Origin of the sequence: Mesorhizobium sp. B2-4-13 (genome assembly GCF_006658535.1) — a bacterium.
Taxonomy (GTDB): domain Bacteria; phylum Pseudomonadota; class Alphaproteobacteria; order Rhizobiales; family Rhizobiaceae; genus Mesorhizobium; species Mesorhizobium australicum.
The window spans coordinates 174,756-199,248 of record NZ_VFVB01000001.1 but is presented as its reverse complement, the minus strand read 5'-3'; the positions used below and the strand labels follow the sequence as shown (position 1 = coordinate 199,248).

Below are 24,493 nucleotides of genomic sequence, written 5' to 3'. Positions count from 1 at the left end.
CGGCGCACTGATTTCAGCGTTTTGATACAACCATGCCCGGCGATTAGCCAAGTTCTGGAATACGCAGAACCTGGCCCGGATAGATCTTGTCGGGATGGGTCAGCATCGGCTTGTTCGCCTCGAAGATGACCGTGTTCTTGGCGCCCTGGCCCTTGCCATAGCTCTTTTCGGCGATCTTCCAGAGATTGTCGCCCTTCTGGACCGTATAGAAGGTCGGCTCCTTGGCCGCGGTCGCCGTGCCGGAAGCCGGCGCGACCTGCAACTCGTCAGCCTGCACCTTGGAAACGCCCAGCGTGTTGCCGACGGCGATGACCGCCTTTTCGAAGATCGACTGGTCCTTGACGACGCCCTTCAGCACCGCCGTATCGCCTTGGACGACAACCTGCACGCCATCGGTACCGAGCTTGTGTGAATCGAGCTCTTTCTTGAGCGTGTCGGCGGTGGGTGCGGCTTCCTCGTCGCCGCCGATGCCGAGCTTCTTGCCGACGTTCTTGACGAAATCGAACATACCCATCTCTAGGTCTCCCTTGCTGTGGCAATAAGGGAAACCTCGCATCCGCAACGCAAAATTGAAAGTGGTTTTGCGGGCACGATTTGCGTGTTGCTTAATCGCTCTCCACGCGACCGCGCAGCTTCTTGATCGTACCGCGCCCGGCCTTGCTCTTCAGCCGACGCTCGACCGCGCCTTTCGACGGCCGTGTCTTCTTGCGCGGCGGCGGCGGCGGTTCTGCGGCCTTGGCCACCAGTGCCGCCAGCCTGGTCCGTGCGTCGGCGCGGTTTTGCTCCTGTGTGCGAAAGCGTCCGGCCTCGATGACGATGACACCATCCTTGGTGGCGCGCTGGCCGGCAAGTTTTATGGTCCGCTCGCGTACGCGGTCCGACAGGCCCTCGGCGTTCCGCGCGTCGAAGCGAAGCTGCACCGCCGTCGCCACCTTGTTGACGTTCTGGCCGCCGGGACCGGACGAGCGGATGAAATCCTCGTGCAGGTCGCCCGGGTGAATCACGGCTTCGCCCGATATGATGATGTCGTCGTCGATCGGCATGCCGCAGTCATGGCGCGGCGGACCGAAAAAGAAAAGGCCCGATCGAAAGCGCAGCCCCTAACTGGCATATACGATCCTGATCACGACGCCCAGGCGAGTTCGCCAAGATGGCGACGAAGCCATTTCGTCTCTTCCGACGCCGTGCGCCCGAAATGCCGTTTGAAGTCGCGGCTGAATTGGGACGGGCTCGCATAGCCTACCAAAGCCGCGACCTCTGCGATCGTCCTGTTCTGGCGTGCTATCATCAATCGTGCTTCGTGGAGCCGTATCGCCTTCACGTACTGCATTGGACTGTTGCCGGTCAGGCTCTTGAAATGGACATGGTAGGAAGGAACGCTCATGCCCACGTCTTTTGCCAGATCGCCGATCGAAATTTCAGAACCGTAGTTCTCTCGCAACCAGGCCAGGCTCTGGACAATCCTTCCAGACGTGCCTTTCTGCTGCAGCGCCGCGAGCATTGCACCGCCCTGCGGGCCGACCAGCACCCGGTAATGCAGTTCGCGCAGAATGCCGTCACCAAGGACGAGAGCTTCAACGGGGCTGCGAAGTGCCACAAGGAGGCGCAGCAGGACATCCTCTATTTCGGGGGCCATCCTGCTTGACACGAGACCTCGCGGCTTGCCGCGCGCCGGTTCGGCATGCATCTGAGCTTGTATGGCGAGCTCGGCTGCCATCTGCATATCGAACTCAACATAGACCGCAAGCAATGGTCGCTCCGAGCTGGCCATCGATTTCATGCGGAATGGAACGGGCACCGAAACCGCCAGATAGTGCTCCTCGTCGTAGAGGTAGATCTCCCTTTCGAGGATACCCTGCTTGCTTCCCTGTAATACGAACACCGCGCCTGGCTTATAGAGGACCGGGATGTCGTGAAGCACGGCTTCCGTCCGGAGTATGCGGACGCGGTTGAACGCGGTCGGATTGTAGCCGCAACGAGGGGCGAGAGCTCCGGCCAACTCGACCAGCTTGGATCGTCCGTGTTTGGGAGGAATAGGATTTGGCAACAAATTCAGAGAATCCGCGATCGAAACGCTCGGTTCCTCATAATATTTGTCAACTCATCACCAATCAAGGAAAGCTTGCGATCATGTCACAGAAGACCTTCTTTATCACCGGCGCGAATTCCGGCTTCGGCTTGGCCATAGCTTCCGCGGCTATCCAGATCGGCCATAAGGTGATTGGCGCCGTTCGCTCGGAGACATCACGCGCAGCGCTCGCCGACGTTCTTCCCGCAGCTCGACCGGTACTGTGCGACGTAACGGAATTCGACGCCATACCCGACGTCGTCAGGCAGGCGGAGAACGAACATGGACCGGTTGACGTGCTGATCAACAATGCCGGCTACGGCCACGAGGGAGTGCTTGAAGAGTCGCCGATCGAAGAGATGCGGCGTCAGTTTGACGTGAATGTCTTCGGCGCTGTCGCCGTCGCTAAGGCTTTTCTTCCCCGGTTCCGGGAGCGACGTCGTGGATTCATCGTCAATGTCACGTCGATGGGCGGCATGATTACCATGCCCGGCATTGCTTACTATTGCGGCAGCAAGTTTGCGCTCCAGGGCATATCGGAGGTGATGCGTTCGGAAATGGCCCCGTTCGGTGTCCGCGTGACCGCGGTCTGCCCCGGCTCGTTCCGGACGGATTGGGCTGGGCGATCAATGGTCCGCACAGAGAGATCAATCACTGACTACGACGCGCTTTTTGATCCGATACGTGAGGCGCGACAGGTAAAGAGCGGCAAGCAGCTCGGTGATCCCGATAAACTGGCAGCCGCCGTTTTAGGCTTGGTCGACGCCAGTGATCCGCCGCCGCAGCTTCTGCTTGGCAGCGATGCTCTCAAGCTCGTGTCGGACAGAATCGAACGTCTCCGGCAGGAAATCGAGGTGTGGAAGTCTGTCACTGTCTCGACCGACGGCTGACGGCACCGACGTCCTGCCTGCGCCTATTCCGCCGCTTCCTGCATGTGCGGCGCCGCGCCGAGGACGGAGGCGTCGACATGGCTTTCGAACTTCTCGAAATTGACGGCGAACATGCCGACCAGCCTTGCCGCTTGCCGGTCATAGGCCGATTTGTCGGCCCAGGTCGATCGCGGGTCGAGGATGGCGCCGTCGATGCCCGGGACCGCCACCGGCACCTCGAAGCCGAAATTGGCGTCGGTGCGGAAAACGCCTGCCTTCAGCGAGCCGTCGAGGGCGGCGGCGAGCAAGGCGCGCGTCGCCTTGATCGGCATGCGCTTGCCGGTGCCATGGGCACCGCCGGTCCAGCCGGTGTTGACCAGCCAGCAATCGGCGCCGTGGCGAGCAATGAGCTCGCGCAGAAGATTGCCGTATTCCGACGGATGGCGCGGCATGAACGGCGCGCCGAAACAGGTCGAGAAAGTCGCTTCCGGCTCGGTCACGCCCCTTTCCGTTCCGGCCACCTTGGCCGTGTAGCCGGAAAGGAAATGATACATCGCCTGCGCCGGCGTCAGCCGGGCGATCGGCGGCATCACGCCGAAAGCGTCGGCGGTCAGCATGATGATGTTCTTCGGGTGACTGGCGCGCCCGGTTTTCGAGGCATTGGGGATGAAGTCGAGCGGATAAGCGCAGCGTGTGTTTTCGGTGAGCCTGCCATCATTGAAATCCGGCATGCCATCGGCGTCGAGTACGACGTTTTCCAGCACGGTGCCGAAGCGCTGCGTGGTGGCGAAGATCTCCGGCTCGGCTTCCGCCGACAGCTTGATCGTCTTGGCGTAGCAGCCGCCTTCGAAATTGAAGATGCCGTGCGGACCCCAGCCGTGCTCGTCATCGCCGATCAAGGTGCGCGACGGATCGGCCGACAGCGTGGTCTTGCCGGTTCCCGACAGGCCGAAGAAAATAGCGGCATCGCCGGCCGGTCCCTCATTGGCCGAGCAGTGCATAGGCATCACGCCTTTCTCCGGCAGGAGGTAGTTGAGCATGGTGAACACCGACTTCTTCATCTCGCCGGCATAGGAGGTGCCACCGATCAGCACGATCTTGCGCGTCAGGTCGACGGCGATCACCGTTTCGGTGCGGCTGCCGTGGCGGCCGGGATCGGCGCGGAAGGACGGCAGGTCGATGATCGTCATCCCGGGCACGAAGTGTTCGAGTTCGGCCGCCTCGGGACGGATGAGCAGGTTGCGGATGAACAACGAGTGCCAGGCAAGTTCGGTGATCACCCTGGTGGGCAGCTTGAGCTCCGCGTCGGCACCGCCGACCAGATCCTGCACATAAAGGTCCTTGTCCCCGGCAAGGGCCTGGAAATCGGCGAGCAAGGCGTCGAACTGTGCCGGCGAGATCGCCTTGTTGTTGTCCCACCAGACTTGCGGCTCGGTGGCGGCGTCGCGGACGATGAACTTGTCCTTGGGCGAGCGACCGGTGTGCTGGCCGGTCTCGGCGAGCAGCGCGCCATGCGCGGTCAGCCGGGCTTCACCGCGCCGGATCGCTTCCTCGTAGAGCGCGGCCGCGCCGAAATTGTAGCGCACCGTGCCAGAGGTTTTCAGACCGACACGATCGATCGCGCAGGCAGGATTGCGTTTGCCGACTTCCGACATTGGTGACCCTTTTCAAGATTTGCCGCATCTTTGCCGGCGTATTTCCGGCACACCCACCAAGCAGGCTAGGATGGTCAGAACCAGAAAAGCCAAATGATATCAAATCATTAATCGATTTAAATATTTTGAAAGTTGTTTAAATCGTTTATATATGCGAAAAGTTTCACGGTTGCCCAAAGGATTGGCGAGGTTCGTTCGTCCAATCCATGTCGAGGTCGGATTGTGGCCGGCGGCACCCCGCGCGTGACAGCGGTTAAGGCCTATGCCACATTTTGTACCTAATTTGTCCTGCAAAAGCCCCTTCTCTACGACAGAAGGGACAGCTCATGAGGGAGCCGCTTGAAATGGCAACAATCGCGCTTGTCGATGACGACCGCAACATTCTGACGTCGGTGTCGATCGCCCTCGAATCCGAGGGATATCGTGTCGAGACCTACACGGATGGTGCGTCCGCGCTGGAAGGCCTGGCGGCCAGGCCGCCTAATCTCGCCATCCTCGACATCAAGATGCCGCGCATGGACGGCATGGAGCTGCTGCGCCGGATGCGCCAGAAATCCGACCTGCCGGTGATCTTCCTGACCTCCAAGGACGACGAGATCGATGAATTGTTCGGTCTCAAGATGGGCGCCGACGACTTTATCCGCAAACCGTTCTCGCAGCGCCTGCTGGTGGAGCGGGTGCGCGCCGTGCTGCGCCGTGCCAGTGCCCGCGAGGCCGCGGCAAAAGCGCCGAGTCAGCAGGCCCGCTCGCTCGAACGTGGCCAGCTCGTCATGGACCAGGAACGCCATACCTGCACCTGGAAGGGTGAGCCGGTGACGCTTACCGTCACGGAGTTCCTGATCCTGCATTCGCTGGCGCAGCGTCCCGGCGTGGTAAAAAGCCGTGATGCGCTGATGGATTCGGCCTATGATGAGCAGGTCTATGTCGATGACCGCACGATCGACAGCCACATCAAGCGGCTGCGCAAGAAGTTCAAGGCTGTCGACGACGACTTCGAGATGATCGAAACCCTTTACGGAGTCGGATATCGGTTCCGCGAAGCGTAATTTGATGTATGTCGAGCAAAAGCGGTCCCCAGTGTGGGGCTGCGACATACATCAAACCTGGGACTAGCGGGAGCTGCTGTTCGATGGCAGTGGAAGCACAGCGAACAAGACCGGCGGGCGCCGCCAGGCGGCCGTCGCGCATCATGCCTTCCTTCGTGTCGAAAATCACGGTGCCGATGCGCCGCTTCCTCGGCCACCATATCTTTTCCAGCCTGACGCGGCGTATTCTTTTCCTCAATCTCGCCGGGCTGGCGGTGCTCGTCACCGGCATCCTCTATCTCAACACCTTCCGCGACGGGCTGATCGACGCGCGCGTCGAAAGCCTGATGACGCAGGGCGAAATCATCGCCGGCGCGATTGCGGCGTCGGCGACGGTCGAGACGGATTCGATCAGCATCGACCCGGAAAAGCTGCTTGAGCTGCAGGCCGGCGAAAGCCTGGGGCCTGGCTCGGACCAACTCGACAATCTGGATTTTCCGATCAATCCCGAACGCGTGGCGCCGGTCCTGCGGCGGCTGATCTCGCCGACCCGCACCCGAGCCCGCATCTATGACCGCGACGCCAATTTGCTGCTCGATTCGCGCCATCTCTATTCGCGCGGTCAGATCCTGCGCTACGACCTGCCGCCGGTCGAGGAGGAGGAGCCCGACCTTGTAGAGCGCGTCCAGAAATTCATCTTCGACTTCTTCCGCAACACCGACCTGCCGGTCTATCACGAACAGCCCGGCGGCAACGGCGCCGCCTTCCCGGAAGTGGTCAAGGCATTGACGGGCAGTCCGTCGACCATCGTGCGCGTCTCGGAACAGGGCGAGCAGATCGTCTCGGTGGCGGTGCCGATCCAGCGTTTTCGCGCCGTGCTCGGCGTGCTGATGCTGTCGACCGAAGGCGGTGATATCGACAAGATCGTCGCCGCCGAACGCAAGGCGATCCTGCGCGTCTTCGGCATCGCGGCGCTCGTCACAGCCATCCTGTCGATGCTTTTGGCGTCCACCATCGCCAACCCGCTGCGCCGGCTGTCGGCGGCGGCCGTACGGGTGCGTCGCGGCGTCAAGAGCCGCGAGGAAATCCCAGACTTTTCCGACCGCCAGGACGAGATCGGCAATCTGTCGATTGCCGTGCGCGACATGACCAACGCACTCTATGCGCGCATCGAGGCGATCGAAAGCTTCGCGGCCGATGTCTCGCATGAGTTGAAGAACCCGCTGACGTCGTTGCGCAGTGCTGTCGAAACATTGCCGCTGGCGAAGAATGACACCTCCCGTGCGCGCCTGATGGAGATCATCCAGCATGACGTGAAACGGCTGGACCGCCTCATCACCGACATTTCCGACGCCTCGCGCCTCGATGCGGAATTGGCGCGCGAAGATGCCGGCACCGTCGACCTGAAGAAATTCGTCACCGACCTCGTCGCTGTTTCGCGTGAAACCACGCGCAACAAGAAGGCGGTCGAGATCGAGCTCAAGGTCGCCAAGCTGCCGCAGGGCGCCAAGGGCTATGTCGTCGTCGGTCACGATCTGCGCATCGGCCAGGTCATCACCAATCTGATCGAGAACGCCCGTTCCTTCGTCCCCGAGGACCATGGCCATATCAGCCTGTCGCTGGCGCGCGCCGGCAAGTTCAACATCCTGACCGTCGACGACAACGGTCCCGGCATCCGCGCCGACGCCATCGACCGCATCTTCGAACGTTTTTACACCGACCGGCCCGCCGGCGAGGCGTTCGGCCAGAATTCCGGCCTTGGCCTGTCCATCTCCAGGCAGATCGTCGAGGCCCATGGCGGTACGTTGACCGCCGAAAACATACCAGGCACCAAGCCCGGCGAGATCAAGGGCGCACGCTTCGTCGTGACGCTCCCGGCCGAGGGATGACCGCCAATTGCCAGGAATCGCGACGTGCGGCCTGACAACATACACGCCACGGCGCTGCTGATCGGCGAGAGCGGCATTCTCATCAGCGGCTCATCCGGGTCGGGCAAGACAACGCTGGCTCTGACGCTGATCAGCCATTGCCTGCAACGCGGATTGTTCTCACGGCTCGTCGGCGACGATCAGCTCTTCGTCGAAGCCCATGCCGGGCGGCTGGTGTGCCGTGCGCCCGGCACCATCGAAGGCCTTGCCGAGGTGCCGGGACATGGGCCACGGTCCCTGCCGTTCGAACCGGCCTGCGTCGTCGATCTGCATGTGCGCCTGTTGCCGGCCGGCGAAATCGCACGCTTCCAGGAGGATGCAAGCGACGACATCGCCGGCTGCGCGGTGGCGCGCATCGATCTGGCCGAGCGCAATGTCGCGGCCGCCTTGCTCGCCGTGATGGCGCGGCTGTCGATCCCGCCTTTTCTATGATCCGCGCTGGGTTTTTTGCTGCAATGCGTCAAAATGGCGTGGGCCGGCGCAATTTTGGGCTTGTCAACGGGCCGCGCGTCGACAAGATAGCGCTCCCGCCGCCTGGATTGGCTGGCGAGCATAAAATGCGCCTGTGAAGCGGCGATGACGGGAGCCACCAAAGAATGATCGGACTCGTGCTTGTAACGCACGGTCAACTGGCCACCGAGTTCAGACATGCCGTCGAACATGTCGTCGGGCCACAAGACAATTTCGAAACCGTGGCGATCGGTGCCGACGACGATATGGAACAGCGTCGCCGCGACATCGTCGACGCCGTCGCCCGTGTCGATACGGGGGCGGGTGTAATCGTGTTGACGGACATGTTCGGCGGCACGCCGTCCAACCTTGCCATCTCGGTAATGGAGTCCGGCCGCACCGAGGTGATCGCCGGCATGAACCTGCCGATGCTGATCAAGCTGTCGTCGATCCGCAAGGGCGACAACATGGCGGCCGCGCTCGATGAAGCGCAAGCCGCGGGGCGCAAATATATCAACGTCGCCAGCCAGCTTTTGAGCAGCAAATGAGTACGCTGTCGCCTGACAAGGACCAGATCGTCAGGGAGTTTCCGATCGTCAACCAGCGCGGCCTGCATGCGCGCGCCTCGGCGAAATTCGTCCAGCTTGCCAGCGGTTTCAACGCTTCGGTCCATGTCGAGAAGGACGGCGTCAAGGTCGGCGGCACCTCGATCATGGGCCTGATGATGCTGGCGGCCAGCCCTGGATACTCGATCCGCGTCACCGCCAGCGGCCCGGAGGCGCTCGAGGTCATGGACGCGCTGGAGCAGCTCGTCGCCTCCCGTTTCGGCGAGGAGTGCTGACCCGGAAGTCAGCCATCCGAGACATGCACGAATAAAGATTTCTTTATATCCCATTGTCGTGCGAAGCCCGATCTGCTAGTCAGGCCGGCAATTCGCGCCCTTCGACGCGCCGACCGGCGCGGGCGCATCCGCAACCAATTCGCAAGCCAAACGATCAATTCACAGCAAGACAATTCGCATCGGAGCACTGCCATGACGGGTAGCAAGGACTATGTGGTCGCCGACATCTCTCTTGCCGGCTGGGGCCGCAAGGAACTCGATATCGCCGAAACCGAAATGCCGGGCCTGATGGCCTGCCGCGAGGAATTCGGCGCCAAGAAGCCGCTCAAGGGCGCGCGCATCACCGGCTCGCTGCACATGACGATCCAGACGGCGGTGCTGATCGAGACGCTGAAGGCGCTCGGCGCCGACATCCGCTGGGCTTCCTGCAACATCTTCTCGACCCAGGACCATGCCGCCGCGGCCATCGCCGAGACCGGCATTCCGGTCTTCGCCGTCAAGGGCGAGAGCCTCGAACAGTACTGGGACTACACCGACAGGATCTTCCAGTGGGCCGATGGCGGCCTCTCCAACATGATCCTCGATGACGGCGGCGACGCCACCATGTACATCCTGATCGGCGCCCGCGCCGAAGCCGGCGAGGACGTGCTGTCCAATCCGCAGAGCGAGGAAGAGGAATATTTCTACGCCCAGGTCAAGAAGCGCCTGAAGGCTTCGCCGGGTTTCTTCACCAAGCAGAAGGAAGCGATCCGCGGCGTCACCGAAGAGACGACGACCGGCGTCAACCGGCTCTACCAGTTGCAGAAGAAGGGCCTGCTGCCCTTCCCGGCCATCAACGTCAACGATTCGGTCACCAAGTCGAAATTCGACAACAAATATGGCTGCAAGGAATCGCTGGTCGACGGTATCCGCCGCGGCACCGACACGATGATGGCCGGCAAGGTCGCGGTCGTCTGCGGTTATGGCGACGTCGGCAAGGGTTCGTCCGCCTCGCTCAAGGGCGCGGGCGCCCGCGTCAAGGTCACCGAGGTCGATCCGATCTGCGCACTGCAGGCGGCGATGGACGGCTTTGAAGTGGTCACGCTGGAAGATGCGGCGCCGACCGCCGACATCGTCATCACCACCACCGGCAACAAGGATGTGGTTACCCTCGACCACATGCGCTCGATGAAGGACATGGTGATCGTCGGCAACATCGGCCATTTCGACAACGAGATCCAGGTTGCGTCGCTGCGCAATCTGAAGTGGACCAACGTCAAGCCGCAGGTCGACATGATCACCTTCCCGGACGGCAAGCGCATGATCCTCCTGTCGGAAGGCCGCCTGCTCAATCTCGGCAACGCCACCGGCCACCCGAGCTTCGTCATGTCGGCCTCCTTCACCAACCAGGTGCTGGCGCAGATCGAGTTGTTCACCAAGGGCGAGCAGTACCAGAACCAGGTCTATGTGCTGCCCAAGCATCTCGACGAGAAGGTCGCACGCCTGCATCTCGACAAGCTCGGCGCCCGCCTGACCGAGCTGTCGGGCGAGCAGGCCGCCTATATCGGCGTCACGCCGCAGGGGCCGTTCAAGCCGGAACACTACCGCTATTAACCAAAGCCGAATTTGCTACAAGATATTGATGCCGGGCGATTGACTTTTCGCCCGGCATTATTTTTGCGCCGAATGATTCTTCACGCCGATTCCAGCAGGCGCTATTGTTGTGATTCGCGGGTCCAGGGGCGAGGACCGGCGCACGCGTCAGGGCGGTCTTGCATTCAGGCGGCGAAGAGGACCAAGACATGCCGGGGGAAAACCCGCTTCACGCGGGACAGGCCGTTTCCGGCGGCCATCAGGATTCGGAGACCACTGGCTCGCGGCGCCCTTCGTGGCGTGGCCGCGCGGGGCTGCTGCTTGCCGGCTCCACACTTGCCGGTCCGCTGCTTGGTGGGGTTGCATGCGCCCAAGGCGCCGAAGTGGCGGCCAGCCTTTCGGTCAGCACGATCGAGGTCATGCAGCTAGCCGTCTTTGCCGGAGTGATGGGAGCGGCATTCCTGTCGGCCATCGTTCTCATTCGCGAACGCGCGCGCACCTCGGCGGAAAATGTCGAGCTGAGAAGCCGCGTCGCCGATATCAGCGCGGCGTTGCGACGTTCGGAAGCGCTGCTCAATCTGCGCGACCAGCGTGTGGTGGTCTGGGCCTCGGAAAACAAGAAACCCGAGCTCATCGGCACATTGCCGACCGAAAGCGGAGCGCCGGAGGAACGGGCCGCATTCCTAGCCTTTGGGCGCTGGCTGATGCCGCGCTCGGCGGCGGCACTCGAACATGCCGTGACGGGTTTGCGGGAAAAAGGCAGGGCGTTCGACCTGGTGGTGGAATCGCAGGCCGGCGCTCCGTTGGAAGTGCATGGCCGAAAGAGCGCGGCCCATGTGCTGGTGCGGTTTGTCTCGCTGTCCGAGACACAGCGCAGCCAGGCCCGGCTCAAGATCGACAACCAGCGGCTGGCCGCCGACCATGACACGATGATCGGCCTGCTCGAGGCGCTGAAGATGCCGGCATGGCTGCGTGACGAGCATGGCCGGCTGAAATGGGTCAACCGGGCCTATGCCGACGCGGTCGAAGCCGAGAACGCTGAAGCCGCCGTGCGTGACGCCCAGGAATTCCTCGGCGGCCAGGCCCGCGAGGCCATCGCCGCCCAGCACAAATCGCATCCGGTGTTCGAGCAATCGCTTTCGACGGTGATCGAAGGCGACCGCCGCGTGTTTGCCGTGACCGACTTTGCCGGCGCCGACGGTTCGGCCGGCCTTGCCTGCGACACCAGCGCCATCGAGGTCATCCGCGGCGAATATGAGCGGACCGTGCGCAGCCATGCCGATACGCTCGATCAGCTCAACACGGCAGTCGCCATCTTCGACACGAACGAGAAGCTGCGCTTCTTCAACCAGGCTTTCCAGAAACTGTGGGGGCTCGACAGCGGCTTCCTGCACAGCGCGCCCGACAACGCCCTTTTGCTCGACCGGCTGCGCAGCGAAGGCAAGATCGCCGAACAGCCGGAATGGCGCCGCTGGAAGGAAGGCCTGCTCGGCGCCTATCGAGCGGTCGAATCGCAGGAACACTGGTGGCACCTGCCGGACGGCAAGACCATCCGCGTCGTCGCCAACCCGCAACCCAAGGGCGGCGTCACCTGGGTGTTCGAGAACCTGACTGAGAAAATGGATCTCGAAAGCCGCTACCGCACCGCGGTCCGGGTCCAGGGCGAAACGCTCGACAATCTGGCCGAAGGCGTGGCGGTGTTCGGCCCCGACGGCCGGCTGCGGCTGTCGAACCCGGCCTTTGCCACGCTGTGGGGGTTGGGCACGGAAGTCGCCAAGCCCAATGTGCACGTATCGACCATACGCGAGCTCTCAGATCGGCAGGCGGTCGAGAGCCCCTGGCCCGGCTTTGTCGCCGCCATCACCGGCTTCGACGACGAGCGCCGCGAGCGCCACGGCCAGACCGAGCTCAACAATGGCACCGTGCTGCGCTACGCCGTGATTCCGCTGCCCAACGGGCAGGTGATGATGACCTTCGTCGACGTCACGGACAGCGTTCATGTCGAACGTGCGCTCAAGGACAGGAACGAGGCGCTGGAGAAATCGGACCAGCTCAAGAACGACTTCGTCCAGCATGTGTCCTACGAACTGCGTTCGCCGCTGACCAACATCATCGGCTTCACCGAGCTGCTGTCGCTGCCGGCGACCGGCCCGCTGACGCAGAAGCAGCGCGAGTATGTCGAACATGTCGGCTCGTCCTCCTCGGTGCTGCTGACCATCGTCAACGACATACTCGACCTGGCGACCGTCGATGCCGGCATCATGCAGCTCGACATTTCCGAGGTGCATGTCGACCGCACCATCGCGGCTGCCGCCGAGCTTGTCGCCGACCGGCTGGAGGAGCATTCGATCCGGCTCGCGGTCGATGCCGCCGCGGCGCCGAAGACGTTCCATGGCGACGAAACGCGCATCCGCCAGATCCTCTATAACCTGCTCAGCAACGCCGCCAACTACGCGCCGGAGGCCAGCACCATCCGGCTGGCCTGCCGCCAGCTGGCGGACGGGGTCGAGTTCTCGGTTCACGACGACGGACCCGGGATGCCGCCCGATGTGCTCGATTCGGTGTTCCGCCGCTTCGAACCGCGCGCCAATGGCGGGCGCCGGCGCGGCGCTGGCCTCGGCCTGTCGATCGTCAAGAGCTTTGTCGAACTGCATGGCGGCGCCGTTCGCATCGAAACCGGCAAGGACAAGGGCACGACCGTCATCTGCACCTTTCCCGACATGCCGGGCATCCGCGCAGCGGCCGAGTAGCGCGCTCGATGACGGAACCGGTGCTGGAGCGTTTGCTCGCCGACGAGACCCAGACAGCGCGGCTGGGCGAGGATCTGGCGTTGGCGCTGCGCGTGGGCGACGTGCTGGCGCTCAAGGGCGATCTCGGCGCCGGCAAGTCGACGCTGGCAAGGGCACTGATCCGGGCACTGGCCGACGATGCCGGTCTCGAAGTGCCGAGCCCGACCTTCACGCTGGTACAGAGCTACGATACCCGCGTGCCGGTTCACCATTTCGATCTCTACCGCCTGTCCTCGGCGGCCGAGCTCGACGAACTCGGCTTCGAGGAGGCGCTGGCGCAAGGTGCCGCCCTGATCGAATGGCCGGAACGGGCTGACGGCTATCTGCCCAAAGCGACGGTGCTGATCGAGCTCGTCCAGCATGGCGAGGGCCGGCTGGCCCGACTGTCGGGGCAAGGCGTTACCTTCGACCGTGTCGCGCGCTCGCTGGCCATGCGCGGCTTTCTGGAGAGCGCCGGCTGGGGGCAAGCGCGGCGCCGGCATTTCATCGGCGATGCCTCGGCCCGCTCCTACGAGATCGTAACGCTTGCCGGCGAGGCGCCGCGCGTGCTGATGAACTCGCCGCGGCTGGTACTCGGCCCGCCCGTGCGCGACGGCAAACCGTATGCCGTGATTGCCCATACGGCGCAATCGGTGTCCGCCTTCGTCGCCATCGACCGTGCGCTGTTGGCCGCCGGGGTCGCGGTGCCCAGGATCGACGCGCAGGATCTCGACCAGGGTTTCCTGCTGCTCGAGCATCTGGGCTCGGAAGGTTTCCTCGACGGCAATGGCGAGCCGGTCGCCGAACGCTACGAGGCGGCGGCCGAACTGCTTGCCGTGATGCACGGCAAGGCCTGGCCTCACCGCATGGAGGCGGCTCCCGGCGTCGTTCATGACGTGCCGCCCTTCGATCGCGACGCCATGCTGATCGAGGCCGACCTGCTGATCGACTGGTATGTGCCGGCGATAGCGGGCGAGCAGGCAAGCGAGGCGCTGCGTTCCGGCTACCACAAGACATGGAACGCGCTTCTCGACCGGCTGCAAGGCAGCGAATACACGCTGATGCTGCGCGACTTCCACTCGCCTAACATCATCTGGCGCGGCGAGCGGTCCGGCCTCGACCGGCTCGGCATCGTCGACGTCCAGGACGCGCTGATCGGGCCTTGCGCCTATGACGTCGCCTCGCTCGCCATGGACGCTCGCGTCACAATGGCACCCGAGATCGAGAAGCGGACGCTCGACGCCTATGTCGCCGCGCGTCATGCCGCGGGCGGCTTCGACGAAACACGCTTCCTCGAAGCCTATGCAATCATGGCCGCGCAGCGCAATTCCAAGATTCTGGGCATTTTCGTGCGCCTCGAAAAACGTGATGGCAAGCCCTATTATCTCAGGCACCTGCCGCGCATCCGCGATTATCTCAGGCGGGCGCTGTCGCATCCCGCGCTCGCCGACCTGCGGGATTTCTACAACGCGCACGGGCTGCTGGAGGAACGAGCGCTGTGACAACGAAACCGGACACCGCCATCGTACTTGCCGCGGGGCTCGGCAAGCGCATGCGGCCGATCACCGACGCTATCCCCAAGCCGCTGGTCAGGATCGCCGGCAAGACGCTGCTCGACTGGGGCCTCGACAGCCTGGCGGCGGCCGGCGTCGGCAAGGCGGTGGTCAATGTCCATTACCTTCCCGACCAGATCGTCGCTCATGTGGCCGCGCGCCGCGCGCCGCGCATCGTCATTTCCGATGAGAGCGACCGGCTGCTCGATTCCGCCGGCGGCATCGTCAAGGCGCTGCCGGAACTCGGCCAGGAGCCGTTCTACATTCTCAACGCCGATACATTCTGGATCGACCACGGCCCGCTCAATCTCGGGCGGCTTGCCCTTGCATGGGACGCCACGAAAATGGATATTCTGCTGATGCTGGCGGATCTCCATCACGCGACAGGGCACTGTGGCAGCACCGATTTCCTGGTGGCGCCGGATGGCGCCCTGCGGCGTTCGAAAGGCGATCCCGCTGGCCTGATCTATGCCGGCGCCGCGATCATCCATCCGCGCCTGTTCAAAAACGCACCCGCCGAACCGCATTCGCTCAATGCCTATTTCGACAAGGCGATTGCCGCCGGCCGCCTGTTCGGCATGCCGATGCATGGCCACTGGATAACCGTCGGCACGCCCGATGCCATTCCGCTCGCCGAAGACGCAGTGGCCGGCGCACTCATCGGATCGCAATGAGCGGCTCAAGCCGCGTTTTCTCCATTCCCTCCGGAGCGCCGTTTCTGCCGACGCTGGCCGAGGCGCTGCTTGACGGCCGCCTTGTCCCCGGCTTTCGGTTCGACGGTGACCCCCTCGCTTTGGCCGATGTTACCATCTATGTGCCGACGCGCCGGGCCGCTCATGCCTTGCGCGGCGTCTTCGTCGACAGCCTGAAGGCGCGTGGCGGCGGCGGTTCGGCGATCCTGCCGGTGATCCGGCCGCTCGGCGAATTCGACGAGGATGAGGCCGCATTCGAGACCGATCCAACGGCGGCAATCGATCTCGCGCCCGCGATCCCCGCCACCGAGAGACTGTTGCTACTGACGCCGCTGGTGCGGGCGTGGAAACGCCGGTTGCCCGCCCATGTCGCGGCCCTCTTCGCCGAGGAGATCGTCGTCCCGGCCTCCACCGCCGACGCGATCTGGCTGGCGCGCGATCTGGCCGGACTGATGGACGAGATCGAGACGGAAGGCACCGATTGGGCCAAACTTGCCGGCCTCGTCAGCGGCAACCTTGCCGGATGGTGGCAGGTCACGCTCGAATTCCTCGGCATCGTCACCGATGCCTGGCCGAAATTCCTCGCAGAGAGCGACCGCTCCAACCCAGCCGCGCATCGCAGCGCCTTGATCCGTGCCGAGGCCGCGCGGCTGCGGCGCAATCCACCCGCCGGGCCGGTCATAGCCGCGGGGTCCACCGGCTCCATACCCGCCACGGCGGAACTGCTTGCGACCATCGCCGGCCTGTCCGGCGGTGCCATCGTGCTGCCCGGCCTGGACCAGATGCTCGACGAAGCCTCCTTCCAGGCTCTCGTCGCTCCCGGCGCGCGTCCAGCCGTACTGGGCCATCCGCAATACGGCCTGGCAAAGCTGATCGGCAAGATCGGCGTGCTGCGCGGCGATGTCGAGGAGATCGATGCGGCCGAGCCGAAGCTCGCGCGCCGCGCCGCCCTTGTCGGCGAGGCGCTGCGGCCGGCCGAGACCACGGAATTATGGGCGGAAACACGAAACGGGTTTTCAGCGTCCGATATTGCCGGCGCCTTCGCCGACGTGACGCTGCTGGAGGCGGCAAGCGAGCGCGACGAAGCCGTCGCGATCGCCGTCGCGCTCAAGCAGGCAGTGGAAGAACCCGGCCAAAGGGCCGCTCTCGTGACCGGCGACCGCGCGCTGGCACGCCGCGTCTCGGTCGAGCTCAAGCGCTTCGGTGTCGTTGCCGACGATTCCGGCGGCACGCCGCTGTCCAACACGCCGGCGGCCAGCCTGCTCAGGCTGGCGCTCGAAGCGGTGTTCCGGCCGGGCGATCCGGTCGGCCTGTTGTCGCTGCTCAAGCATCCCCTGCTTGGCCTGGGTCTGGAACGGGTCAACGTGCGCCACGCGGCGGAATTGGTCGAACTGGTGGCGCTGCGCGGCGGCACCGGCCGCCCTGACATCGCTTCGCTGCCGGATCTTTTCGAGGCCCGCCTCACCGGGCTAGGCGACGGCAGCCGGCCGCCGTTCTGGTTTGCCCGCCTGACCGTGCGCTCCATTGAGGTTGCGCGGACCCTTCTCGCACGCCTGGCTGACGCGCTGGCGCCGCTTTCGATCTTTCGCGGCCAGGCGGAGGCCGGCCTTGCCGCGCTGGTCGAAGCCAGCGTCGCTGCCCTGGAAAATCTCGGCCGTTCCGCCGACGGTGGTCTTGGCGAACTCTACGCCGGCGATGCCGGCGAAAAGCTCGCCGAACTGCTGCGCGGGCTGGTCGCGGCTTCGGCGCCGCTGTCGTTCGCGGCAATCGAATGGCCCGATGTGATGGAGGCGCTGATCGCGCCCGAGACCGTCAAGCCAGCGCAAGGCACCGACAGGAACATCGCCATCTGGGGTGCGCTGGAGGCGCGGCTGCAGGATGTCGACACGCTGGTCATCGGCGGGCTCAACGAAGGGGTCTGGCCGCGCAAGCCGGAGAGCGACCGCTTCATGTCGCGGCTGATGAAGACCGGCATCGACCTGGAACCGCCGGAGCGGCGCATCGGGCTTGCCGCGCATGATTTCCAGATGGCCATGGGCGCGAGACATGTGGTGCTGGCCCGCTCGGCGCGTGCCGGCGACGCACCTGCCGTGCCGTCGCGCTGGTTGCAGCGGCTGCTCACCTTCATCGGCAACGATCAGGCGGCGGCACTGCGCCGGCGCGGCGATGAGCTGCTTGCCTGGGCGCGCGCGCTCGACACGGGACCGAAGCGGGATTTCGCGCCACGACCGCAACCGAAGCCGCCGCTTTCGGTTCGCCCGACGCATTTCTCCGTCACCGAGGTCGAGACGCTGCGCCGCGACCCCTACGCTGTCTATGCCCGGAGGATCCTTGGCCTGACGCCGCTCGATCCGCTCGTCCGCGATCCGGGTGCGGCGGAGCGCGGCACGCTGTTTCACGCCATCCTGCATCTGTTTTCGTCCGAGGTGGCCGACCCGCGCGCGCTGGACGCATTGGCCGGCCTCATCGCCGCCGGCCGCGCCTGTTTTGCCGAGGCGGCGCTTCCGGCCGATGTCGAGGCGGTGTGGTGGCCGCGGTTCGAAAAGCTCGCCGCCAACATCATCGAATGGGAGCGAACGCGCGCCGACGCGGTCATCCAGCGGCATGCCGAGGAGCGCGCCGGCAAGACTGTGGTCGGACAGTCCGGCGTAACGCTGTCCGGCTATGCCGACCGTGTCGACCTGCTGGCCGGCGGCATGGCGGACATTCTGGACTACAAGACGGGTTCCTCGCCTTCCAAGGCACAGGCCCATACGCTACTGGCGCCGCAACTGGCGTTGGAAGGGGCGCTGCTCAGGCGTGGCGCATTCAAGGATTTGGGCACGCGCGAACCGTCGCAACTGGCCTTCATCAGGTTGAAGCCGAATGGCGAGGTGTTCGAGGAGTCCATACTCGAACACAACCGCCAACCACGCACCGCCGCCGATCTTGCCGAAGAGGCCTGGGCGCGGCTGGAAAAACTGCTGATCCATTATGCCGACCCGGCGACCGGCTATCTGTCGCGCGCGCTACCGTTTCGCGAAGGCGAAACCGATGGCGATTACGACCACCTCGCCCGCGTGCTCGAATGGTCCGCCGGCGGCGACGCCGGGGATGAGGGAGGGGAGGCATGAAGAAAGCCTATCCGATCCCGAGCGATACGGCTTCAAGCCAAGCCCGGGCCGCCGATCCCGGCAATTCGGCCTGGGTGTCGGCCAATGCGGGATCGGGCAAGACGCACGTGCTGGCCCAGCGCGTCATCCGGCTGCTGCTCAACGGCACCGATCCCTCGAAGATATTGTGCCTGACCTATACGCGCGCCGCGGCCGCCAACATGTCGAACCGGGTTTTCTCCACGCTGTCGGAATGGACATCGCTGGGTGATCTGGAGCTGGCCGCCAGAATAGAGGCGCTGGAAGGGCGCCGGGCCGATCGCGACACCATGCGCCGTGCCCGCCGCCTGTTCGCCGAGGCGCTGGAGACGCCTGGCGGGTTGAAAATCCAGACCATTCACGCCTTCTGCGAATCCGTTCTGCATCAGTTCCCCCTGGAAGCCAACATCCCCGCCCATTTCGAAATGCTCGACAGCCAGATGGAGGCCTCGCTTTTTGCCGCTGCGCGCCGCGAGATGATCTCCGCCGCCGGCGACAGGACTTTGGCGGAGGCCTTCGCCACTGTCCTGGAACGCGGCGGTGAAGCCGGTCTCGACGCCTTGCTTGGCGAGATCGTGCGCAAGCGTGACGGGTTGCGCCATTTCCTCGATGCTGTCGGGCGTGACGGCTTCCAGCCGCTGTTCGATGAATTCCATTTCCAGCCCGGCCAGACCGCCGAAGGCATAGCGGCATCTGTATGGCCGCTGCCTGGTTTCCTGCCGGACTATTTTGCCGGCTTTGCCCAGGCAGCCGAAGCCACCGACGCCAGGTCGGTGTTGAACAACATCCTGCCCTATGCGCGCCAGGCCTTCGCCGAGAGCGACCCTCTCCGCCGGCTGCAGTTGCTTGCAAGAGCCTTCCTCAAGACCGACGGCGATCCTTATGATCCGGCAAAGGCGTTCAAAAAGGCGCTCACCGACCGGCTGCCTGAGCTGGCCGAGCGCTATGTGTCGGCCGCCAGCGCCATCATGGAGACTGTCGACCGGCTGGCGCTATTCCGGATGCTGGAGGGCACCCGCGCGGCCCTGACCATCGCCGACTGGCTGATCGCACGCTACGAAGTGCTGAAGCGCGGCCGCGGCTTTCTCGATTTCAACGACCTGATCACCCGCACGGTGAATCTTTTGGCGCGGCCCGATGCCGGCCCATGGGTGCAATACAAGCTCGACCAGGGCATAGATCACATCCTGCTCGACGAGGCGCAGGACACCAGCCCGGATCAATGGGAGGTGGTGAAGCGGCTGGCGGAAGAATTCTTTGCCGGCTTCGGCGCCCGCGAGCGGGTCCACCGCACGGTCTTTGCCGTCGGCGACGAGAAGCAGTCGATCTACTCCTTCCAGGGTGCGGCACCCGACTCCTTCGCCGACAGCCGGTTGTTATTCGCCGGGCGTGTGCGCGATGCCGAAGCGTCCTTCGCCGACCTCAAGCTGACCTGGTCGTTCCGCTCCACGGACGATGTGCTGGCCGCCGTCGACCGGGTCTTTGCCGATCCCATCGTGCGGCGCGGCATCAGCCACGATCCCGATCCACTGAACCACAAGGCGATCCGCACCGATGCGCCAGGCTATGTCGAGGTCTGGCCGTCGATCGGTGCCGAGGCCGTCGACGAGCCCGACGACTGGGCGCAAGCGATCGACCATGCCCATGCGCCGGCGGTGCGGGTCGCCGAGAACGTCGCGGTCACCATTGCCGGCTGGATCGGCAAGGGCGAAATCATCGAGGGGCGTGGCAAGCGGCTGCGGCCGGGCGACGTGCTGGTGCTGGTGCGCAAGCGCGACAGCTTCGTCCACGCGCTGACCCGCGCGCTCAAGCGCCGCGACATCCCGGTTGCCGGCGCCGACCGGCTGAGCCTGTCGGGCCATATTGCCGTCAAGGACCTGATCGCGCTCGGCCACCTTTTGATCCAGCCGCAGGACGACTTGTCACTCGCCGCTCTGCTGCGCAGCCCGGTCTTCGACCTGCCGGAAGAGACACTGTTCACGCTCGCCGCGCAACGGCCGTCCGGCGTGTCGCTGGCGGCATCGCTACGCCAGCATGCCGGCGGAAGCGAAACGCTCGCGGCGGTGGTCGCGCAACTCGACGGCTGGGCTGACGAGGCCGCCTTCAAGCCGGTGTTCGAATTCTATGCCGCCCTGCTGGCGCGCGATGGCGTACGCCGCAAGATGATCGCGCGGCTCGGGCCGGAAGCCGGCGATATCCTCGATGAGTTCCTGAGCTTCTGCCTTGCCGAAGAGCGGACTGGCCTGCCCGGGCTGGAAGCCTTCCTGTCGACACTGGAAAACGCCGGCCCCGAGATCAAGCGCGAGATGGATCAGACCCGTGACGAGGTCCGGGTCATGACCGTGCACGCGGCCAAGGGCCTTGAGGCGCCCGTGGTGTTCCTGGTCGACGGCGGTTCCGCTCCGTTCAGCGACCAGCATTTACCGCGCCTGATGCCTTTCGACGGCTCTGGCCGACATTGGGACGGCAGGGGCTATCTCTGGCGTTCGGCCAGCGACGTCGCCAACGGCTTCTCGAAGACGGCCGCCGCTCGCGCCCGCGAACTCGCCGACGACGAGTACCGCCGGCTGCTCTATGTCGGCATGACGCGCGCCGAGGACCGGCTTATCGTCTGCGGCTATCACGGCAAGCGGGCGCCGAACGCCGGCACATGGCATTCGATCGTCAGCCGCGCGCTGAGCGGCGCGCCCGAAAGCGAACAGCGTCCGCATCCTGCCGGCGGGGAGCCTGTCTACCGTTTCCACATCACCAAACTGCCGCCGGTTGCGCCAAGTCCGGGCGAACAGGCACGGCAGGCCGATGCTTTCGGACCCTTGCCGACGACCCTGTTCAGGCCCTTGCCGCCTTTCGAGGACCTGCCGCGTCCCCTGTCGCCGTCGGGCGCCTCGGCGCTGATCGAGGAAGGCAAGGAAGCGGTGGTCGACAAGGCGTCGCCGGTGCTGGACGCCGCTGCCGAGCCAGGTTTTGCCGTGCTGCGCGGGCTCGCACTGCACAAACTGCTGCAGATGCTGCCCGGCATCGCCGAGGACGCACGGGTGGACGCTGCGAAGCGTTATCTCTCCCGAACGGGTGCGGCGTGGTCCGAGGACGAGCGTGAAAAGGCCCTGGCATCGGTCATCGCCATCCTTGCCGACCCTGGCCTCGGTCAGCTGTTCGCGCCCTCCTCGCGCGCCGAGGTCGCGATCATGGGCAGCCTGGAGGTCAAGGGCAAAATCCGCTCCATTTCGGGCAAGATCGATCGGCTGGCGGTGACCCCGAATGCGGTCTCGATCGTCGACTACAAGACCAACCGGCCCGCACCCGCCTCCCTGGCGGAAGTCCCGCCGGCCTATCTGCTTCAGCTCGCGCTCTATCGCGCCCTGCTGCAGCCGCTTTATCCCGGACGGGAGGTCAAGGCAGCCCTGCTGTTCACCGAAGCGCCAAGGCTGATCGAACTGCCGTCCCGGGCCATGGACGACGCCCTTGCCCGACTCACGGGAGCGTGACACAAGAACTGCTTGAAGAAGGGCGCGACAACCACCACATTTGGTGGGACGAAAAATTTCGAAAGGATTTCAGCATGACCACCGTCAAGGTCGACAAGAACAATTTCCAGGCTGACGTGCTTAATGCCCAGGTGCCAGTTGTGGTTGATTTCTGGGCGGAATGGTGTGGCCCTTGCAAGATGATCGCACCGGCGCTTGAGGACATCGCCACCGAGCTCGGCGCCAAGGTCAAGATCGCCAAGCTGAATATCGACGAGAATCCCGAGCTTGCCGCCCAGTTTGGCGTGCGCTCGATCCCGACGCTGATGATCTTCAAGGGCGGCGAAGTGGCCGACATCAAGGTTGGCGCCGCGCCCAAGACCGCACTGTCGCACTGGGTCAACGGCAATCTCGCCTGATGCCATCTGATTCGAAGCATTGAGCCCGGCCATCGCGCCGGGCTTTTTGTTGGCGTCATCGGTGCGCCGCTCTGGCCCTCACATCGGGCCACTCCATGTCCTCTGTTGGCAGCAGAAGCAGGGAGAGAGAAATGACCGGATCCGCCAAGGCCACCGTCTTCATCGACAACGAACGCGTCATCGTCACCGAGTACCGCTTCCAGCCGGGCGACAACACCGGCTGGCATCGCCACGGCCACGACTATGTCGTGGTGCCACTGATGGACGGCAAGCTGAAGCTGGTGACCAAGGACGGCGAAACCTTCGCCGAGATGAAGAAAGGCGCGCCGTATTTCCGCAAGGAGGGAGTGGAACACGACGTCGTCAGCGCCAATGAGGGCGAGTACGCTTTTATCGAGATTGAGCTGAAACGGCAATCCTGACGTTGACCGAAGCCTCCTTAACTTCGTCATACCAGGGCGAAGCAGGAGCGAAGCTCCGTCGCGAAGACCTTGGTATCCATGCCGTGACGGCCCTCGACGAATGCAGCTGAAGGAAATTCCGCACCGCTGCTTCGCTTCGCTCCTCGCTACGCCCTGGGATAACGAGGCAATGGGCGGCCTCAGGTTGGGGGCGTGCCGTTCTCGGCGAGAACCGCGCCGGCCAGGTAGAGCGACCCGCCGATCAGGATGCGCGGCGTCGGGCCGTCCCAGGTGTCGCGCAGCAGCATCAGGGCGCTGGCGACGGAGCTTACCGGCTCGGCCGTCAGCCCGGCTTCCGTGGCACGGATCGCCAGTTCGTCATTCGGCACACCGGCATCGCTCATGCTCACCGGCACGGTGTAAACATGCCGGACGAGGCCCTTGAAGGCGCGGAAATAGCCGGCCTGGTCCTTGGTGTTGATCATGCCCGAAATGAGGAAGAGCGGACGCGGGTTCTTTTCTTCCTGCTCGGCCAGCGCTTCGGCGACGACGACGCCGGCGCCGGGATTATGGCCGCCGTCGAGCCAGATGTCGGCGCCCTTCGGCGCCAGTTCCGCCAGCCGGCCCTGCGCCAGCTTCTGCATGCGGCCCGGCCAGGCGACATTGGTCATTGCCTTCTCGGCGGCGCGGTGGCTGATCTCGAAGCCGGCCGCCTTGACCGCGGCGATCGCGGCGGCCGCATTGGCGAACTGGTGGCGACCGGGCAGCCGCGGCGGCGGCAGATCCATCAACCCATCATCGTCCTGGTAGACCATGCGGCCATTTTCCTCGAAGGCGAGAAAATCCTGCCCGTAGACGAGGGTCGGGCATTCCAGCCGCTCGGCGGCGTCGATCAGCACCTGCAGCGCCGTCTCGCTTTCCTGCGCGCCGATGACCACCGGGCAGCCACGCTTCATGATCCCGGCCTTTTCGGCGGCGATCAGTTCGACGCGATCGCCGAGATAGGCCTCATGGTCCATCGACACCGGCATGATCACCGACACGGCGGGCCGCGCGATGACATTGGTGGCATCGAAACGGCCGCCAAGACCGACCTCGATGATCGCGACATCGGCCGGATGTTCCGAAAACAGGATGAAGGTGACGGCGGTGAGAATTTCGAAGACGGTGATCTTCTGGCCTGCATTGGCCTTGGCAACGCGGGCAATGGCCTCCGCGAAGATGTCGTCGTCGACCAGCCTGCCCCCGCCTTCGGCTGCCAGCCTGTAGCGCTCGTGCCAGCTGACCAGATGTGGCGAGGTGTGGACATGGACGAGCCGGCCGGAGGCTTCCAGCAGCGCCCGCGAGAAGGCGGCGCAGGAACCCTTGCCGTTGGTGCCAGCGATGTGGATGACCGGCGGCAGCAGGTCCTGCGGATTGCCCAACCGTTCCAACAGCCGCGTGATGCGGTCGAGCGAAAGGTCGAAGCCCTTCGGGTGAAGCGCCATCAGGGCTTCGATTTCGCGGTCCGCGGCAAGCGTCGTCATGGCAAATCCCGTGCATGGCCTGGAGCCAGAATCGCTCCCGCAAAGACCACGGCTATCAAAAGGCTACAGCGTGCAACGGATGCCGCGCAATCGCTGTTCGCGGCGGCCAATGTCGCGTCAGGCCAGTCTCG

At 64.4% G+C, this 24,493-nt stretch carries 19 protein-coding genes; 14 read left to right on the top strand and 5 right to left on the bottom strand.

The genetic code is table 11. The features are described 5' to 3' along the window. Positions 1–43: 43 nt before the first annotated feature. The 3 genes from lysM to FJ936_RS01030 form a co-directional block, all read right to left on the bottom strand. Positions 44–514 carry a peptidoglycan-binding protein LysM gene (lysM, locus tag FJ936_RS01040; protein WP_140660102.1) on the bottom strand — a complete coding sequence of 157 codons (471 nt, stop codon included), beginning with the start codon at positions 512–514 and terminating at the stop codon, positions 44–46. 91 nt (positions 515–605) lie between these two features. Next, complete coding sequence (gene arfB / locus FJ936_RS01035) at positions 606–1,043, bottom strand: alternative ribosome rescue aminoacyl-tRNA hydrolase ArfB (RefSeq protein ID WP_140615117.1); 438 nt, start codon at positions 1,041–1,043, stop codon at positions 606–608. A gap of 80 nt (positions 1,044–1,123) precedes the next feature. Beyond that, positions 1,124–2,050, bottom strand: coding sequence for an AraC family transcriptional regulator (locus FJ936_RS01030; RefSeq protein ID WP_141906024.1), 927 nt, complete (start codon positions 2,048–2,050; stop codon positions 1,124–1,126). A gap of 80 nt (positions 2,051–2,130) precedes the next feature. Between FJ936_RS01030 and FJ936_RS01025 the strand changes: the two genes are divergently transcribed. After that, a complete protein-coding gene (locus FJ936_RS01025; protein ID WP_141906023.1) occupies positions 2,131–2,958 on the top strand; it encodes an oxidoreductase in 828 nt (275 codons plus the stop codon). A gap of 23 nt (positions 2,959–2,981) precedes the next feature. Here FJ936_RS01025 and FJ936_RS01020 read toward each other — a convergent pair whose 3' ends face one another. Further along, positions 2,982–4,592: a phosphoenolpyruvate carboxykinase gene (locus FJ936_RS01020; RefSeq protein ID WP_141906022.1), complete on the bottom strand. Its 1,611-nt coding sequence runs from the start codon at positions 4,590–4,592 to the stop codon at positions 2,982–2,984. Positions 4,593–4,936: 344 nt separating this feature from the next. Between FJ936_RS01020 and FJ936_RS01015 the strand changes: the two genes are divergently transcribed. The 13 genes from FJ936_RS01015 (at position 4,937) to FJ936_RS00950 (ending at position 22,857) form a co-directional block, all read left to right on the top strand. Then, a complete protein-coding gene (locus tag FJ936_RS01015) occupies positions 4,937–5,638 on the top strand; it encodes a response regulator transcription factor (RefSeq protein WP_010912942.1) in 702 nt (233 codons plus the stop codon). Between the two features lie 83 nt (positions 5,639–5,721). Then, the gene (locus FJ936_RS01010; RefSeq protein ID WP_015314357.1) at positions 5,722–7,506 is read left to right on the top strand and encodes a sensor histidine kinase; all 1,785 of its coding nucleotides are present in this window, start codon (positions 5,722–5,724) and stop codon (positions 7,504–7,506) included. A 24-nt stretch (positions 7,507–7,530) separates the two neighbouring features. Next, positions 7,531–7,977, top strand: coding sequence for an HPr kinase/phosphorylase (locus FJ936_RS01005; protein WP_141906021.1), 447 nt, complete (start codon positions 7,531–7,533; stop codon positions 7,975–7,977). A gap of 164 nt (positions 7,978–8,141) precedes the next feature. Next, on the top strand, positions 8,142–8,543 hold the full coding sequence (locus FJ936_RS00995; protein ID WP_010912939.1) for a PTS sugar transporter subunit IIA: 402 nt from the start codon (positions 8,142–8,144) through the stop codon (positions 8,541–8,543). Continuing rightward, a complete protein-coding gene (locus FJ936_RS00990) occupies positions 8,540–8,836 on the top strand; it encodes an HPr family phosphocarrier protein (RefSeq protein ID WP_015314359.1) in 297 nt (98 codons plus the stop codon). Before FJ936_RS00995 ends, FJ936_RS00990 begins: the two co-directional genes overlap by 4 nt. A 192-nt stretch (positions 8,837–9,028) precedes the next feature. Beyond that, positions 9,029–10,429 carry an adenosylhomocysteinase gene (gene ahcY, locus FJ936_RS00985; protein ID WP_015314360.1) on the top strand — a complete coding sequence of 467 codons (1,401 nt, stop codon included), beginning with the start codon at positions 9,029–9,031 and terminating at the stop codon, positions 10,427–10,429. Positions 10,430–10,617: 188 nt separating this feature from the next. Beyond that, entirely contained in the window at positions 10,618–13,158 is a 2,541-nt protein-coding gene (locus tag FJ936_RS00980) for a PAS domain-containing sensor histidine kinase (RefSeq protein ID WP_140788548.1), read from the top strand. A gap of 8 nt (positions 13,159–13,166) precedes the next feature. Continuing rightward, complete coding sequence (gene tsaE / locus FJ936_RS00975) at positions 13,167–14,678, top strand: tRNA (adenosine(37)-N6)-threonylcarbamoyltransferase complex ATPase subunit type 1 TsaE (protein WP_140788546.1); 1,512 nt, start codon at positions 13,167–13,169, stop codon at positions 14,676–14,678. Continuing rightward, positions 14,675–15,403, top strand: coding sequence for a nucleotidyltransferase family protein (locus tag FJ936_RS00970; RefSeq protein ID WP_141906020.1), 729 nt, complete (start codon positions 14,675–14,677; stop codon positions 15,401–15,403). Before tsaE ends, FJ936_RS00970 begins: the two co-directional genes overlap by 4 nt. Further along, positions 15,400–18,534, top strand: a complete 3,135-nt coding sequence (gene addB / locus FJ936_RS00965) for a double-strand break repair protein AddB (RefSeq protein WP_141906019.1) — start codon at positions 15,400–15,402, stop codon at positions 18,532–18,534. The genes FJ936_RS00970 and addB overlap by 4 nt, the downstream gene beginning before the upstream one ends. After that, the gene (addA, locus tag FJ936_RS00960) at positions 18,531–22,037 is read left to right on the top strand and encodes a double-strand break repair helicase AddA (protein WP_141906018.1); all 3,507 of its coding nucleotides are present in this window, start codon (positions 18,531–18,533) and stop codon (positions 22,035–22,037) included. Before addB ends, addA begins: the two co-directional genes overlap by 4 nt. A 74-nt stretch (positions 22,038–22,111) precedes the next feature. Further along, positions 22,112–22,435, top strand: a complete 324-nt coding sequence (gene trxA, locus FJ936_RS00955) for a thioredoxin (RefSeq protein WP_015314366.1) — start codon at positions 22,112–22,114, stop codon at positions 22,433–22,435. A gap of 131 nt (positions 22,436–22,566) precedes the next feature. Beyond that, the gene (locus FJ936_RS00950; RefSeq protein WP_140788538.1) at positions 22,567–22,857 is read left to right on the top strand and encodes a cupin domain-containing protein; all 291 of its coding nucleotides are present in this window, start codon (positions 22,567–22,569) and stop codon (positions 22,855–22,857) included. 179 nt (positions 22,858–23,036) lie between these two features. Here FJ936_RS00950 and FJ936_RS00945 read toward each other — a convergent pair whose 3' ends face one another. Continuing rightward, a complete protein-coding gene (locus FJ936_RS00945) occupies positions 23,037–24,362 on the bottom strand; it encodes a folylpolyglutamate synthase/dihydrofolate synthase family protein (RefSeq protein WP_140788536.1) in 1,326 nt (441 codons plus the stop codon). Positions 24,363–24,493: the final 131 nt, after the last annotated feature.

Coding starts and splice junctions, on each gene's coding strand:
- FJ936_RS01015 (WP_010912942.1), top strand. CDS start 4,937: ATGGCAACAATCGCGCTTGTCGATGACGACCGCAACATTCTGACGTCG.
- FJ936_RS01020 (WP_141906022.1), bottom strand. CDS start 4,592: ATGTCGGAAGTCGGCAAACGCAATCCTGCCTGCGCGATCGATCGTGTC.
- FJ936_RS00945 (WP_140788536.1), bottom strand. CDS start 24,362: ATGACGACGCTTGCCGCGGACCGCGAAATCGAAGCCCTGATGGCGCTT.
- FJ936_RS01010 (WP_015314357.1), top strand. CDS start 5,722: ATGGCAGTGGAAGCACAGCGAACAAGACCGGCGGGCGCCGCCAGGCGG.
- addA (WP_141906018.1), top strand. CDS start 18,531: ATGAAGAAAGCCTATCCGATCCCGAGCGATACGGCTTCAAGCCAAGCC.
- FJ936_RS01025 (WP_141906023.1), top strand. CDS start 2,131: ATGTCACAGAAGACCTTCTTTATCACCGGCGCGAATTCCGGCTTCGGC.
- FJ936_RS00995 (WP_010912939.1), top strand. CDS start 8,142: ATGATCGGACTCGTGCTTGTAACGCACGGTCAACTGGCCACCGAGTTC.
- FJ936_RS00990 (WP_015314359.1), top strand. CDS start 8,540: ATGAGTACGCTGTCGCCTGACAAGGACCAGATCGTCAGGGAGTTTCCG.
- FJ936_RS00950 (WP_140788538.1), top strand. CDS start 22,567: ATGACCGGATCCGCCAAGGCCACCGTCTTCATCGACAACGAACGCGTC.
- arfB (WP_140615117.1), bottom strand. CDS start 1,043: ATGCCGATCGACGACGACATCATCATATCGGGCGAAGCCGTGATTCAC.
- addB (WP_141906019.1), top strand. CDS start 15,400: ATGAGCGGCTCAAGCCGCGTTTTCTCCATTCCCTCCGGAGCGCCGTTT.
- lysM (WP_140660102.1), bottom strand. CDS start 514: ATGGGTATGTTCGATTTCGTCAAGAACGTCGGCAAGAAGCTCGGCATC.
- trxA (WP_015314366.1), top strand. CDS start 22,112: ATGACCACCGTCAAGGTCGACAAGAACAATTTCCAGGCTGACGTGCTT.
- tsaE (WP_140788546.1), top strand. CDS start 13,167: ATGACGGAACCGGTGCTGGAGCGTTTGCTCGCCGACGAGACCCAGACA.
- FJ936_RS00980 (WP_140788548.1), top strand. CDS start 10,618: ATGCCGGGGGAAAACCCGCTTCACGCGGGACAGGCCGTTTCCGGCGGC.
- ahcY (WP_015314360.1), top strand. CDS start 9,029: ATGACGGGTAGCAAGGACTATGTGGTCGCCGACATCTCTCTTGCCGGC.